Below are 13,436 nucleotides of genomic sequence, written 5' to 3'. Positions count from 1 at the left end.
GCGCTTTTTTCTCGCACAATGGCTGGTAACAGGCTGCAACACTTCTTAGACTGACAGTCTGATTAATCACCTGTTTACGGCCATGTCTCTCGTTTACGACACCTTTGAAACGTTACGCCAACAAAATGCGGTGCTGCGGGAAACCGTCGCGCTCAATACTGGCATTCAACTGGCGGCGTGGTACAACAAGCACGACACGATCACCGTGAAAAGCAACCATCACACCCTTAGCCTGTACGTGGCAGATGGCTATGAAAGCTATCAAAAAACGCCGGGTGGCTGGAAAAATGGCGGTGGGCCGGATCGTTTTTGTCTGATGCCGGAAGAGAGCGAATCCACGTGGGATATTCGTGACGACCTGTCGTTCGTGCACCTCTACTGCACCGATGAACACCTGCGGGACGTGGGGGAGAAAATCTGGGATAAACGACCGCTATCGCTGACGCTGGAGGAAAAAATATTCGGCAGCGATCCGAAAATCACCGCCCTTTATCGCCAGTTTTTGCTCGGCTGCGACTGGCAGCAAAACGCCAATCAGCTCACCCTGAGCACCGCGTCGACCTTATTGCTGACGCATTTAGTCCAGCACTATTCCAGCGTACAGTGGAAGCTGCCGGTAGTGACCGGCGGGTTATCGCCGTTTGTGCTGCGCAACGTGCTGGCCTTTATCGAGGAAAACCTGGCGCAACCCTTAACGCTGGCGGAACTGGCGGGCCAGGCCGCACTCAGTGAGTATCACTTTGCGCGGATGTTCCGCCAGTCGATGGGCCTGGCGCCGCATCAGTACGTTATGCAGCGCCGCATGGAGAAGGCCAAAGCGATGGTGCAGCACACGACCACGCCGCTCACCGACATCGCGCTGGCCTGCGGATTTAACTCCGCCAGCCATTTCAGTAACCGTTTTCGCAGCATGACCGGCATTACGCCGTCACAGCTACGCGCGGCGAAGGCGTGAGAAGACGGCGTAACAGATCCCTCCCAACACCAGCCCCCAGAAGGCGGAGCCAATCCCCAGGAGCGTGACGCCGCTGGCGGTCATCAGGAAGGTGACGATCGCCGCGTCGCGCTCTGCTTCATGATTCAGTGCCTGATACAAACTCCCGCTGATAGTGCCGAGCAGGGCCAGCCCGGCCAGCGTCTGGATGCCGCTCAGCGGCAGGGCGGCCATCAGCCCCGAAATCGACCCGCCGAACACCCCCGCCAGCAGATAAAACCCACCTGCGGCCGCCGCAGCCAGCCAGCGTTTACTGGCATCCGGGTGGGCGTCCGGGCTCTGGCAGATGGCGGCGGTGATGGCGGCGATGCATATAGAATAGACGCCGAAGGGGGACAACAGCAGCGCCAGCCCGCCTGTGGCAACGATCAGCGGTGAGACCGCCAGCGGATAGCCCGATGCCTGCATAGTGGCGAAGCCGGGCGCATTCTGCGACGCCATGGTCACCAGGAAGAAGGGTAAGCCGATGCTGATCAGGCTGGTGAAGGTGAACGCAGGGGCAATGAATTCCGGCATGATGACCGATAACGTTATCCTTTTCGTGACAACGTCACCTCCAGCCCAGGCAACGAACACGCCCACCAGCAGCGTGGCGACAATGGCGTACCGGGGCGCTACAGCTTTGGCCACCAGCCAGGCGGCCAGCATACTGCCGCAAAGAAAAATGTGTCCTTCAAGATTGCTGAATGCCTTCAGGCCAAACTGTAACAGCACGCCCGCCAGCATAGCGGCGGCAAGCGAGTGCGGGATCAGTTTCATCAACCGGGCAAACAGGCCGGTGACGCCGCACAGCAGAATCAGCGTATTCGCGAATATAAATACCCCGATGGTTTCCGCCAGCGTCACGCCATGCAGGCTGGTGGCGAGCAACGCCGCGCCAGGAGTCGACCAGGCGGTCAACACGGGGGCTTTATACCACCACGACAATGCCAGCGTGCTGATCCCCATCCCGAGCCCTAGCGCGGTCATCCATCCGGCGATTTGCTGTGTACTGGCGCCAGCCGCCGCAGCCGCCTGCCAGATAATGGCGGCAGAGCTGGCATAGCCCACCAGAACGGCAACAAAACCGGCCAGCACGGCAGGAAAGAGAGAGGCAGTCGATCGCATGGAAACTCCGTTGTGCGTTATAACGTCCGGGATAAGGTATCACTGTGCGCTATAGCGTACAAGTGGTATGCTTTGCCGCAACGGGAGGAACTATGGATATCACTCAACACCTGGCAACCACACTGAAAGCGCTGCGTCTGGCGCGGGGCTGGAGCCTGTCAAAACTGGCGGAAGAGACGGGCGTGTCGAAAGCGATGCTTGGGCAAATCGAACGCAATGAGTCCAGCCCGACGGTCTCTACCTTGTGGAAAATCGCCACCGGGCTGAACGTACCTTTTTCGGCGTTTATCACTCCAGAAAGCGAACCGCAGGCGGTATTCGATCCGCAGCAGCAGGCGATGGTGGTGAAACCGCTTTTCCCCTGGGATGAACAGCTTAAGTTCGACCATTTCTCCATCACCCTGTCGCCCGGCGCGCTGAGCGAGTCCACGCCGCACGAAGCCGGGGTGATCGAACATGTGGTGGTGATAAGCGGTGAGCTGGATATGCAGATCGACGGTGTCTGGCGCATAATATACGCTGATTCCGGCGTGCGTTTTGCCGGCGATAAACCGCACGCGTACCGCAACAGCAGCGCCCGTACGGTGCATTTTCACTCCCTGATCCATTATCCCCGCTAAAGCGTCGCAAAACGGTTTCACTGACACAGACTTCTGACTACAATAGCCGCCATTTTGACCATAACGGATAACGACGAAGTATGCGCCTGCACTCCCATCATCTTGAACTGCTAAGCCCGGCCCGCGACGCCGCCATTGCCCGTGAAGCCATTCTTCACGGTGCGGATGCCGTCTACATTGGCGGCCCTGGCTTCGGTGCCCGGCATAACGCCAGCAACAGCCTGCGCGACATTGCCGAGCTGGTACCGTTCGCTCACCGTTTCGGGGCGAAGGTGTTTGTGACCCTGAACACCATTCTTCATGATGATGAGCTGGAGCCCGCGCAGCGTCTGATCACCGATCTCTACCAGACCGGCGTTGACGCCCTGATCGTTCAGGATATGGGCGTTCTGGAACTGGATATCCCGCCGATTGAGCTGCACGCCAGCACTCAGTGCGATATCCGCACCGTCGAGAAGGCGAAGTTTCTTTCGGACGTCGGGTTTACGCAGATTGTGTTGGCGCGCGAGCTGAACCTGAACCAGATCCGCGATATCCATCAGGCGACCGACGCGACCATTGAATTCTTTATCCACGGTGCGCTGTGTGTGGCCTATTCCGGGCAGTGTAATATCTCTCACGCCCAGACGGGGCGCAGCGCTAACCGGGGCGACTGCTCTCAGGCCTGCCGTCTGCCGTATACCCTGAAAGACGATCAGGGCCGCGTGGTGGCATTCGAAAAACACCTGCTGTCGATGAAAGATAACGACCAGACGGCGAACCTCGGTGCGCTGATCGATGCTGGCGTACGCTCCTTCAAAATTGAAGGGCGCTACAAGGACATGAGCTACGTCAAAAATATCACCGCCCATTATCGTCAGATGCTGGATGCCATCATCGACGATCGCGGTGATCTGGCGCGCGCCTCCGCCGGGCGTACAGAGCATTTCTTTATTCCGTCTACGGACAAAACCTTCCACCGCGGCAGCACGGACTATTTCGTGAATGCCCGTAAAGGGGATATTGGCGCGTTCGACTCACCGAAGTTTATCGGCCTGCCGGTGGGTGAAGTGCTGAAAGTGGCGAAAGATCATCTTGACGTTCAGGTGACAGAGCCGCTGGCGAACGGCGATGGTCTCAACGTGATGATCAAACGTGAAGTAGTGGGTTTCCGCGCCAATACGGTGGAGAAAACCGGCGAAAATCGCTATCGCGTCTGGCCGAACGAAATGCCTGCCGATCTCTACAAAGCCCGTCCTAATGCGGCGCTTAACCGTAACCTGGATCACAACTGGCAGCAGGCCTTGCTCAAGACCTCCAGCGAGCGCCGCATTGCGGTGGATATCGCGCTGGGGGGCTGGGAAGAGCAGCTGATCCTGACCATGACATGCGAAGACGGCATCAGCGTGACGCATACGCTCGACGGCCTGTTCGAGGTGGCGAACAATGCGGAGAAAGCGCTCAACAACCTCAAGGATGGCGTGGCGAAGCTGGGGCAGACCATTTATTACGCGCGCAATATTGAGGTGAATCTGCCGGACGCGCTGTTCGTGCCGAACAGCCTGCTGAACCAGTTCCGCCGTGAAACGGCCGAGATGCTGGATGAAGTACGCCTGGCAAACTATTCGCGCGGCAGCCGTAAGGCCGAAGCGGTGCCTGCGCCGGTCTACCCGGACACGCATCTTTCTTTCCTCGCGAACGTATACAACCACAAAGCGCGTGCGTTTTATCATCGTCACGGCGTGCAGCTGATTGACGCCGCGTATGAAGCGCATGAAGAGAAGGGCGATGTGCCGGTGATGATCACCAAACACTGCCTGCGGTTTGCTTTTAACCTTTGTCCGAAACAGGCGAAAGGCAATATTAAAAGCTGGAAAGCGACGCCGATGCAGCTGGTGAATGGCGATGAAGTGCTGACGCTGAAGTTTGACTGCCGTCCGTGTGAAATGCACGTTATCGGCAAGATGAAGAATCACATCTTCAAAATGCCGCCGCCGGGAAGCATTGTGGCCTCCGTCAGCCCTGACGATTTGATGAAGACCCTGCCGAAGCGTAAAGGCAGCTAACCCGCAGAGTGGGTATCCGGTTTGCGCGATTTCTGCCAGGTATGGTGCTCGCGCAACCCCTCCGCAGACTCCTCAGCCGCGCTGCGTAACTCGTCGCTGTCAGCTTCATGACGAAGCTGATGGTCGGCGTTTTTCACATACACAAATTCATGCCCTTTGTGCTCCGCCATAATCTGTCCTGAGAACAGGGCGCTAATCACCAGCAGTAGCGAAAATTCTTTTCTGAACATCATTTATCCCCTGAAAATACGCTACGGTCATCGTAGGGATAATTTCATAGAGTAATTATTCGACTCTTTAAATTTGAGAAAATAGAGTGTCAAAAATTGTGGTCGCAATAAAACGCGCTTAAGACTATTCTTAAAAGCGATATCGACGTTGTAAACTCCCATTTCTGGTATGAAAAGAACAACTAGATTTATTGGGAAATCATTTACAATAAGATTTTTCTGGCTAAGGATTGGATCGAATAAATGAAAAAAATAATCGTGCTATCACTTCTGGGCGTAGTGGTTGCGGTGGGTGCTGCGGCCAGCATCTATTCAAATGAAGAACCAGAATATATTCAGTCAGCAAAAAGCCGTGTCGGATCGTATTTAACCAGCGATTACGGACGTGTCGAATGTAATAGCACCCAGGTAAGTGAAGATCGCTGGGAACTGGGCTGTACCAATAAGGCGAGAGGCAAAACCTTCCAGTTCGCCGTTTACCCACCCGAGCAGGCACCGTATGGGGTCTCGCGTGCGTTTTATCTCGAAGCGATTAATGATGATGCCCGCCAGAGTGCAGATCAGGGGCTGATGCGTTATCTGCAAATTAATACCAAAGCGGGTTAATCGATTCGTTTATGCTTCGTTGAGGCTCACAGTGGTAGATTGCTGGTGATCCACATCCCGGTAGGGAATACCGGAGCGTAGATACCAAAATACAAATCTATCCATGCAAGCATTTACCGCCAGATTATGGCGGTTTTTTTTTGCCCGTTTATCGTACCGGCTGTAAAAATTGTTTGCGATATTGCGCGGGCGAAAGCGCAAATTGCTGCCGGAAATGGTGGCGCAGCGTGGCGCTTTGTCCAAATCCGGTTTGTTCCGCAATATTATCAATGCTGAGCCGACTGTTTTCGAGATAATCTTTTGCCCGCTGCAATCGCGCAGTCAATAACCAGCGCGCGGGCGTTGTCCCGGTCGCGTCCTGGAAACGGCGCAGAAAGGTGCGTTGACTCATACCTACCCGCAGGGACAGCGATTCGACGGTATGGGAAACGGCCAGATGCTGATGAAGATAATCGAACAGCTGGCCCAGGCGCTGGCTCTCCCGCAACTGAGCCACCGGTCGGCTAAGTTGCTGGGTTTGCGAGCCGTCCCGATGGGGCGGGATCACCAGTCGACGCGCCACGCGGTTTGCTGCCTCCATACCGTAATTCCGGCGCACCACGTGCAGACACAGATCAATCCCCGCGGCGCTGCCGGCGGAAGTGAGAATATCGCCTTCGTCCTGGTAGAGCACATCTTCGACCACGGTGATGGCGGGAAAGCGTGTTTTCAGAGCTTGCGTGTAGCGCCAGTGGGTGGTTGCCTTCCGCCCGTCAAGCAGGCCTGAGGCTGCCAGAACGAAAACGCCAGAACAGATCGAGAGTAGCTGGCAGCCGCGGGCATGCGCCGCGCGGAGCGCCTGGCAGAGCGCTTCGGGTACGGGTTCATCCAGCCCTCGCCAGCCGGGTACAACAACCAGATCCGCCGTTTCAAGCAGACGCAGATCGCCGTCGGCCAGAATACGGATCCCGCCCGTTGCCCGGAGCTCGCCGCCATCCACGCTCGCCACGGCGAACTGATACCAGTCATCGCCCATCTCCGGGCGCGGCAAGCCAAAGATTTCTACCGCCACGCCAAACTCAAAGGTACATAAACCGTCATATGCTAGCACGACCGCGCGCGGCGAGGGATGTCTTAAGTTTGTCATCTTTTTGCTGTTTTCTGGCATAGGCGGACGCATTCATGTTCTGAATTAAGGGATAGAGTAGTGTTAACACAAACACCACAAATGAGGAAGATTCATGAGCTATGTTACTGAATTTCCGGCTGCTGATCCGCAGGAAGCCGTGGGGCATTTTCTGCGTCGTCTGAGCGTCGAGACGGACTGCGCCGATGTCCATCACGCGGTATCCAGCGGTGAGCAGGACTTTGTTCTGCTGCACGTTGTCGGGAAGCCTGAACATTTTGCCCGGCGGCATCTGCCCGGCGCGCTGCATTTACCCTGGAGCCAGATCACCGCCGAGCGGATGACAGCGTGGCCAGAGGGCACGCTGTTTGTCGTCTATTGTGCAGGCCCGCACTGCAACGGGGCGGACAGGGCGGCGCTGAAGCTGGCGCGTCTGGGTCTGCCGGTTAAGATTATGCTCGGGGGCATGACCGGCTGGGAAGATGAGCGGTTCGCGTTTGCAGGATCTTCATCGCCCGCCCTGTGAACATGAATTTATTTCATCACAGATGAAATTTTCTCGTTTGTCGGCGGCGAGCCGGTATGACATCTTTTTAGGACGTTTAGACATCCAGAAGTCTAAATGTTCAAGAGATGAATTATCACTGTGGGCAATTAACGCCGACAGACAGAGGAGATTTCCATGCAGCGACACCACGCCCCGTACCGCGCCGATGTAGTCGGCAGTTTTTTACGCCCGGACTCTGTTAAACAGGCCCGTCTGCAATTTGCCAGCGGTGAGATCGATGCCGGTCAGCTTCGCGCGGTTGAGGACGAGGCCATTCGCCATGTTGTCGAACAGCAGTGCGCCTGCGGTCTGCATGTGGTAACGGACGGTGAATTCCGCCGCGCCTGGTGGCACTTTGACTTCTTTGACGGGCTACAGGGCGTAGAGCGTTATGATTCGCAGCAGGGCATTCAGTTCAACGGGGTGCAGACCAAAGCCCACGGCGTGCGCGTAACGGGCAAACTGGGCTTCGGCGATCATCCTATGCTGGAAGATTTTCGCTACCTCAAAAGCATCAGCGGTAACGCACAGCCGAAGATGACCATTCCGAGCCCGAGCGTGCTGCACTTCCGCGGTGGCCGCAAGGATATTGATGCCACGGTCTACCCGGATCTGAAGGATTACTTTGACGATCTGGCGACAACCTGGCGCGATGCCATTCGGGCCTTTTACGATGCAGGCTGCCGCTATCTGCAACTGGATGATACCGTCTGGGCCTACCTTTGTTCAGAAGACCAGCGCCGCCAGATCCGCGAGCGCGGTGATGATGCAGACGAACTTGCCCGAACCTATGCCCGGGTGCTGAATAAGGCGCTGGAGGGCAAACCGGACGATTTGACCATCGGGCTACACGTCTGCCGCGGTAATTTCCGCTCAACCTGGATTTCCGAAGGCGGCTATGAGCCGGTGGCGGAGGTGCTGTTCGGCACGGTGAACGTCGACGCGTTCTTCCTGGAGTACGACAACGACCGTAGCGGCGACTTCGCGCCACTGCGTTTTGTGCGCCCGGGTAAACAGCAGGTGGTGCTGGGGCTGATCACCACCAAGCACGGTGAGCTGGAGAACCCGGAAGGGGTGAAAGCGCGTCTGGAAGAGGCTGCGCGCTACGTGGCGAAAGAGCAGATTTGCCTCAGCCCGCAGTGCGGATTTGCCTCCACGGAAGAGGGTAACAGCCTGAGCGAAGCCCAGCAGTGGGATAAAGTTCGCCTGGTGACGCAAATCGCCAGCGACGTCTGGTAACATCGTTTACAGCGCTGCATTATTACAGTGCAGCGCTGTACCATTCTGAGTCGTTTCCCGTAGATCCTCTCTTCGAACCCGTTTAAATCCTGCCTCTGCAACCTGGCACTCTTTTTGCTCTCCTGAAACTGACGTTACTTTTTTCTGCGTCCGGGCGGTAACGGACGTCTTCGCACAGCTTTCTTTTTCAGGAGTGAAAATATGCACCGTCGTACCTTTATAAAAGCGTTCGCCTTGTCCGCCTCCGTGGTCGCCATGGGAGTGAGTTTTGGCGTTCAGGCCGCAGAGACCATTAAAGTCGGGATCATGCACTCACTCTCCGGCACGATGGCCATTTCAGAAACGCCCCTGAAAGATGTCGCCCTGATGACCATCGACGAAATCAACGCCAAAGGCGGCGTACTCGGGAAAAAGCTGGAGCCGGTGGTGGTTGACCCGGCCTCCAACTGGCCGCTGTTTGCCGAAAAGGCCCGCCAGCTTCTGAGCCAGGATAAGGTCGCCGTGGTGTTCGGCTGCTGGACCTCCGTATCGCGTAAATCAGTTCTGCCGGTTTTTGAAGAGCTGAACGGTTTGCTGTTCTATCCGGTGCAGTATGAAGGTGAAGAGATGTCACCTAACGTCTTCTATACCGGCGCGGCGCCTAACCAGCAGGCGATCCCGGCGGTGGAGTACCTGATGAGCGAGGACGGCGGCAGCGCGAAACGCTTCTTCCTGCTGGGAACGGACTACGTTTACCCGCGCACCACGAACAAGATCCTGCGCGCCTTCCTGCACTCGAAAGGCGTGGAAGATAAAGATATTGAAGAGGTCTACACCCCGTTTGGTCATAGCGATTACCAGACCATCGTCGCCAGTATCAAGAAATTCTCCGCGGGCGGTAAAACGGCGGTGGTCTCCACCATCAACGGTGATTCCAACGTGCCTTTCTATAAAGAGCTGGCGAACCAGGGCCTGAAAGCCACGGACGTGCCGGTGGTGGCGTTCTCGGTGGGCGAGGAGGAACTGCGGGGCATTGATACCAAACCGCTGGTGGGTAACCTGGCGGCGTGGAACTACTTTGAATCCGTCGATAACCCGACCAACCAGACCTTTGTCGCGGCCTACAAAGCTTACGCGAAAGCCCATAAGCTGCCGAATGCCGATACCGTCGTCACCAACGATCCGATGGAAGCGACCTATGTCGGCCTGCATATGTGGGCGCAGGCGGTTGAAAAAGCGGGGACAACCGACGTGGACAAAGTGCGCGCGGCAATGGCGGGCCAGTCGTTCAACGCGCCATCCGGCTTTACGCTGACCATGGATGCCACCAACCACCACCTGCATAAGCCCGTCATGATTGGTGAAATCGAAGGCAACGGCCAGTTCAACGTCGTCTGGCAAACCGAACAGCCGGTACGCGCTCAGCCGTGGAGCCCGTTTATCGCCGGGAATGACAAAAAGCCTGACCAGCCGATGAAAACCGCCAGCAACTAAGCCACCACCAGGGAGAGACGTCATGAACGCCATGCGCATGATGATTGCGATTGTGTGGCTTACCGGACTGCTGCCAGGGATGGCGCAGGCATCGGATGCCGATGATTTCGTTGCCGCTAGCCGCAGCCAGCAAACCTCCATGCTGACCCGCTGGGCAGCCACGCCGGAACCTGCACGCTTGCCGCTGCTTAAAGCGCTGCAACAAGAGAACCTCTACACCGACAGCCAGAAGAAGGCTTTTACCCGCATCGACGGTGAAATGGTGGCCCTGGGCGCGGCAAAGAGCGCCGAAGGAACGACCAAAGCCGTGCGACTGACCAACCGGCTGCGCGTGTTAACCGTCACGGCGCTGGCGACGCATCAGCTTGTCAGTGACAGTGTCACCGAAAGACGTCATGCCGCGCGGCAGCTTCAGCGTGACGCCCAGCCGGATATGCTCGGGTTTCTGCAACAGCGGGCTAATCGCGAAACGGACGACGTCACCCGACAGTCGCTGAGGCTGGCGCTGGCAAATCTTCAGCTGGCGAGTCCGCAGGCGGAAACGCGCCGCAACGCGGTTGAACTGTTGGGACAGTCTGACGATCCGGACGTTCAGGCCACGCTGACGCCATTCACCCGGGCGCAAACCGAGCCGGACGCACGGGTACGTGCCGCCGCCGCTGAGAGCCTGGACCGTATTCAGCACCGGCTGATGTGGGGTGAACTGCTGGGGCAGGCCTTCATGGGCCTGTCGTTGGGGTCGGTACTCTTGCTGGCCGCGCTCGGGCTGGCTATCACCTATGGTCTGCTGGGGGTGATTAACATGGCCCACGGCGAAATGCTGATGCTCGGGGCGTATGCCACCTGGATGGTGCAGCAGGTGATGGCGCAGTGGATGCCTCAGTGGCTGGCGCTTTATCCGGTGGTGGCGCTGCCGGTGGCGTTTTGCCTGACGGCAGGCATCGGGATGGTGCTGGAGCGCACGGTGATCCGCCATCTGTATGGCCGCCCGCTGGAAACCCTGCTCGCCACCTGGGGGATCAGCCTGATGCTTATCCAGCTGGTCCGCATGACCTTTGGCGCTCAGAACCTTGAGGTCGCAAACCCGGCCTGGCTGTCCGGCGGGGTGCAGGTTTTCGCCAACCTGACGCTGCCGTGGAACCGTATTGTGGTGCTCGGGTTTGTGCTGATGGTGCTGTTCTTCACCTGGCTCATTCTGAACAAAACGCGTCTGGGTCTGAACGTGCGGGCGGTGACGCAAAACCGCAGCATGGCGGCCTGCTGCGGCGTTCCCACCGGACGGGTAGATATGCTGGCGTTTGGCCTCGGGTCCGGCATTGCCGGGTTGGGCGGCGTGGCGTTATCCCAGTTGGGGAACGTGGGACCGGAGCTGGGCCAGGGTTACATCATCGATTCATTCCTGGTGGTGGTGCTCGGCGGCGTCGGCCAGCTGGCCGGTAGCGTCGCGGCGGCCTTTGGTCTGGGGATCTTCAATAAAATTCTTGAACCGCAGATGGGCGCCGTGCTGGGCAAGATACTGATTCTGGTGGCGATCATTCTGTTTATCCAGAAACGTCCGCAGGGGTTATTCGCACTTAAAGGGAGGGTGACAGACTGATGAGCCAGCCATTGACCTTAACACTGGCGCGCAGGGCACCGCGCACCGCGCAAATCTTCGGCAGTCTGCTGGTTGCGGCGCTGCTGGTGCTGCCTTTTCTCGCGCTGTTGCCCGCCACCCATCCGCTGGCCGTTTCCACGTGGATGTTGACGCTCATCGGCAAGATCCTCTGCTACGCGGTGGTCGCCGTGGCCCTCGATCTGGTCTGGGGCTATGCCGGTATGCTCTCGCTGGGGCACGGCATATTCTTCGCCCTGGGCGGCTATGCGATGGGCATGTACCTGATGCGCCAGGCGGCCGGAGACGGGCTGCCCGCGTTTATGTCGTTTCTCTCGTGGAGCGAACTGCCCTGGTTCTGGTGGGGAACGCAGCATTTTGCCTGGGCACTGGTGTTAATTGTGACGATACCCGGCCTGCTGGCGCTGGTCTTCGGCTGGTTTGCTTTCCGCTCGAAGATCAAAGGGGTCTATTTCTCCATCATGACCCAGGCGCTGACCTATGCGGGCATGCTGCTGTTCTTTCGCAACGAAACCGGCTTTGGCGGCAATAACGGCTTTACCGGCTTTACCACGCTGCTCGGATTTTCCGTCACGGCGACCACCACGCGGATCGCGCTGTTTCTCGCAACGGTCGTGCTGCTGCTTCTGGCCCTGGGCACAGGCTACGCGCTGGCGAAGAGTAAATTTGGCCGCATTTTAACGGCGGTGCGCGATGCGGAAAACCGTCTCACGTTCTGCGGCTACGATCCGCGCGGCTTCAAGCTGCTGGTCTGGACGCTTTCCGCCGTGCTGTGTGGCCTGGCGGGGGCGCTGTACGTTCCGCAGGTGGGCATTATCAACCCGGGTGAAATGTCGCCAACCAACTCGATTGAAGCGGCCATCTGGGTAGCGCTGGGCGGGCGCGGCACTCTGGTGGGCCCGGTGATTGGCGCGGCGCTGGTCAACGGTGCGAAGAGCTTTTTCACCGTGGCGATGCCGGAGTACTGGCAGCTGTTTCTGGGGCTGATTTTCATCGCCGTGACGCTGTTTTTACCGCGCGGCGTGTTCGGTCTGTTTCGTAAGGGAGAGAATTAATGCAGCCCTCTGAAGGACTCTTTACCCGCCAGCTACCGGGCGATCGTTACCGTGAGCAGACCGATCCGGTGTTGCAGCTCGAGGCCATTAACGTCAGTTTCGACGGTTTTCAGGCGTTGACCGATCTTTCGCTGAATATCGGCGTCGGAGAATTGCGCTGCATCATTGGCCCTAACGGCGCCGGTAAAACCACGCTGATGGACGTGATCACCGGCAAAACCCGGCCAAAAAGCGGGAAAGCTATTTACGATCAGTCCATCGATCTGACAGCCCTGGAACCGGCGGCCATCGCCCGTCAGGGCATTGGCCGTAAGTTCCAGAAGCCGACCGTGTTTGAAGCGCTGACCGTAGGGGAAAACCTCGAAATCGCCATGAAAGCCGACAGGTCCGTCTGGGCGAGCCTGCGGGCCACGCTCAGCGGCGAGCAGCGCGACCGCATTGACGAGATGCTGGTTTTGCTGCGGCTTGGCTGTGAGCGCGATCGCCGTGCCGGACTGCTTTCCCACGGACAGAAGCAGTTTCTGGAGATCGGCATGCTGCTGGTGCAGGACCCGCACCTGTTGCTGCTGGACGAACCCGCCGCCGGTATGACCGACGCAGAGACGGAATACACAGCCGAGCTGTTCCGAACCCTGGCAGGCAAGCATTCGCTGATGGTGGTTGAGCACGATATGGGCTTCGTCGAGACCATCGCCGACCACGTCACGGTGCTGCATCAGGGGCGGGTACTGGCGGAAGGTTCGCTTCGCGAGGTACAGGCCAATGAACAGGTAATTGACGTCTATCTGGGACGTTAAGGA

Annotated in this window: 13 protein-coding genes; 10 read left to right on the top strand and 3 right to left on the bottom strand. The window is 57.9% G+C overall.

The window, feature by feature from the left end; translation table 11 throughout:
• Positions 1–82: 82 nt before the first annotated feature.
• The gene (locus ACOTX4_RS17470; RefSeq protein WP_003857218.1) at positions 83–955 is read left to right on the top strand and encodes a helix-turn-helix domain-containing protein; all 873 of its coding nucleotides are present in this window, start codon (positions 83–85) and stop codon (positions 953–955) included.
• Here the strand turns inward: ACOTX4_RS17470 and ACOTX4_RS17465 are convergent.
• Positions 935–2,101 (bottom strand): benzoate/H(+) symporter BenE family transporter, encoded by a 1,167-nt coding sequence (locus ACOTX4_RS17465; protein WP_045333031.1) that lies wholly within the window; start codon positions 2,099–2,101, stop codon positions 935–937. The genes ACOTX4_RS17470 and ACOTX4_RS17465 overlap by 21 nt on opposite strands.
• 92 nt (positions 2,102–2,193) lie before the next feature.
• Here ACOTX4_RS17465 and ACOTX4_RS17460 point away from each other — a divergent pair, with 92 nt between their 5' ends.
• Both ACOTX4_RS17460 and ACOTX4_RS17455 read left to right on the top strand, forming a co-directional pair.
• Positions 2,194–2,721, top strand: a complete 528-nt coding sequence (locus ACOTX4_RS17460; RefSeq protein WP_045333032.1) for a helix-turn-helix domain-containing protein — start codon at positions 2,194–2,196, stop codon at positions 2,719–2,721.
• Positions 2,722–2,801: 80 nt separating this feature from the next.
• The gene (locus tag ACOTX4_RS17455) at positions 2,802–4,766 is read left to right on the top strand and encodes a peptidase U32 family protein (protein ID WP_003857212.1); all 1,965 of its coding nucleotides are present in this window, start codon (positions 2,802–2,804) and stop codon (positions 4,764–4,766) included.
• Here the strand turns inward: ACOTX4_RS17455 and ACOTX4_RS17450 are convergent.
• On the bottom strand, positions 4,763–4,996 hold the full coding sequence (locus ACOTX4_RS17450) for a DUF2554 family protein (protein WP_003857211.1): 234 nt from the start codon (positions 4,994–4,996) through the stop codon (positions 4,763–4,765). The genes ACOTX4_RS17455 and ACOTX4_RS17450 overlap by 4 nt on opposite strands.
• A gap of 243 nt (positions 4,997–5,239) precedes the next feature.
• Between ACOTX4_RS17450 and ACOTX4_RS17445 the strand changes: the two genes are divergently transcribed.
• On the top strand, positions 5,240–5,602 hold the full coding sequence (locus tag ACOTX4_RS17445; protein ID WP_003857209.1) for a hypothetical protein: 363 nt from the start codon (positions 5,240–5,242) through the stop codon (positions 5,600–5,602).
• Positions 5,603–5,750: 148 nt separating this feature from the next.
• Here ACOTX4_RS17445 and ftrA read toward each other — a convergent pair whose 3' ends face one another.
• Positions 5,751–6,749, bottom strand: a complete 999-nt coding sequence (gene ftrA, locus ACOTX4_RS17440) for a transcriptional regulator FtrA (RefSeq protein ID WP_045333149.1) — start codon at positions 6,747–6,749, stop codon at positions 5,751–5,753.
• 73 nt (positions 6,750–6,822) lie between these two features.
• On the opposite strand from ftrA, the gene ACOTX4_RS17435 reads away from it, so the two are divergent.
• The 6 genes from ACOTX4_RS17435 (at position 6,823) to urtD (ending at position 13,433) form a co-directional block, all read left to right on the top strand.
• Complete coding sequence (locus ACOTX4_RS17435; protein WP_045333033.1) at positions 6,823–7,233, top strand: rhodanese-like domain-containing protein; 411 nt, start codon at positions 6,823–6,825, stop codon at positions 7,231–7,233.
• Positions 7,234–7,389: 156 nt separating this feature from the next.
• Complete coding sequence (locus ACOTX4_RS17430) at positions 7,390–8,493, top strand: cobalamin-independent methionine synthase II family protein (protein WP_015570545.1); 1,104 nt, start codon at positions 7,390–7,392, stop codon at positions 8,491–8,493.
• 201 nt (positions 8,494–8,694) lie between these two features.
• The gene (gene urtA, locus ACOTX4_RS17425; RefSeq protein ID WP_015570544.1) at positions 8,695–9,966 is read left to right on the top strand and encodes an urea ABC transporter substrate-binding protein; all 1,272 of its coding nucleotides are present in this window, start codon (positions 8,695–8,697) and stop codon (positions 9,964–9,966) included.
• Between the two features lie 22 nt (positions 9,967–9,988).
• A complete protein-coding gene (gene urtB, locus ACOTX4_RS17420) occupies positions 9,989–11,563 on the top strand; it encodes an urea ABC transporter permease subunit UrtB (RefSeq protein ID WP_045333035.1) in 1,575 nt (524 codons plus the stop codon).
• Positions 11,563–12,636, top strand: coding sequence for an urea ABC transporter permease subunit UrtC (urtC, locus tag ACOTX4_RS17415; protein WP_032609181.1), 1,074 nt, complete (start codon positions 11,563–11,565; stop codon positions 12,634–12,636). The genes urtB and urtC overlap by 1 nt, the downstream gene beginning before the upstream one ends.
• Positions 12,636–13,433: an urea ABC transporter ATP-binding protein UrtD gene (urtD, locus tag ACOTX4_RS17410; protein ID WP_032658381.1), complete on the top strand. Its 798-nt coding sequence runs from the start codon at positions 12,636–12,638 to the stop codon at positions 13,431–13,433. Before urtC ends, urtD begins: the two co-directional genes overlap by 1 nt.
• Positions 13,434–13,436 lie beyond the last annotated feature (3 nt).

The sequence above is a fragment of the Enterobacter cloacae complex sp. IR5459 genome (assembly GCF_049238005.1).
GTDB lineage: Bacteria > Pseudomonadota > Gammaproteobacteria > Enterobacterales > Enterobacteriaceae > Enterobacter > Enterobacter hormaechei_C.
Note: the sequence above shows the minus strand (reverse complement) of the source record. Positions and strands in the feature narration are given on the sequence as shown.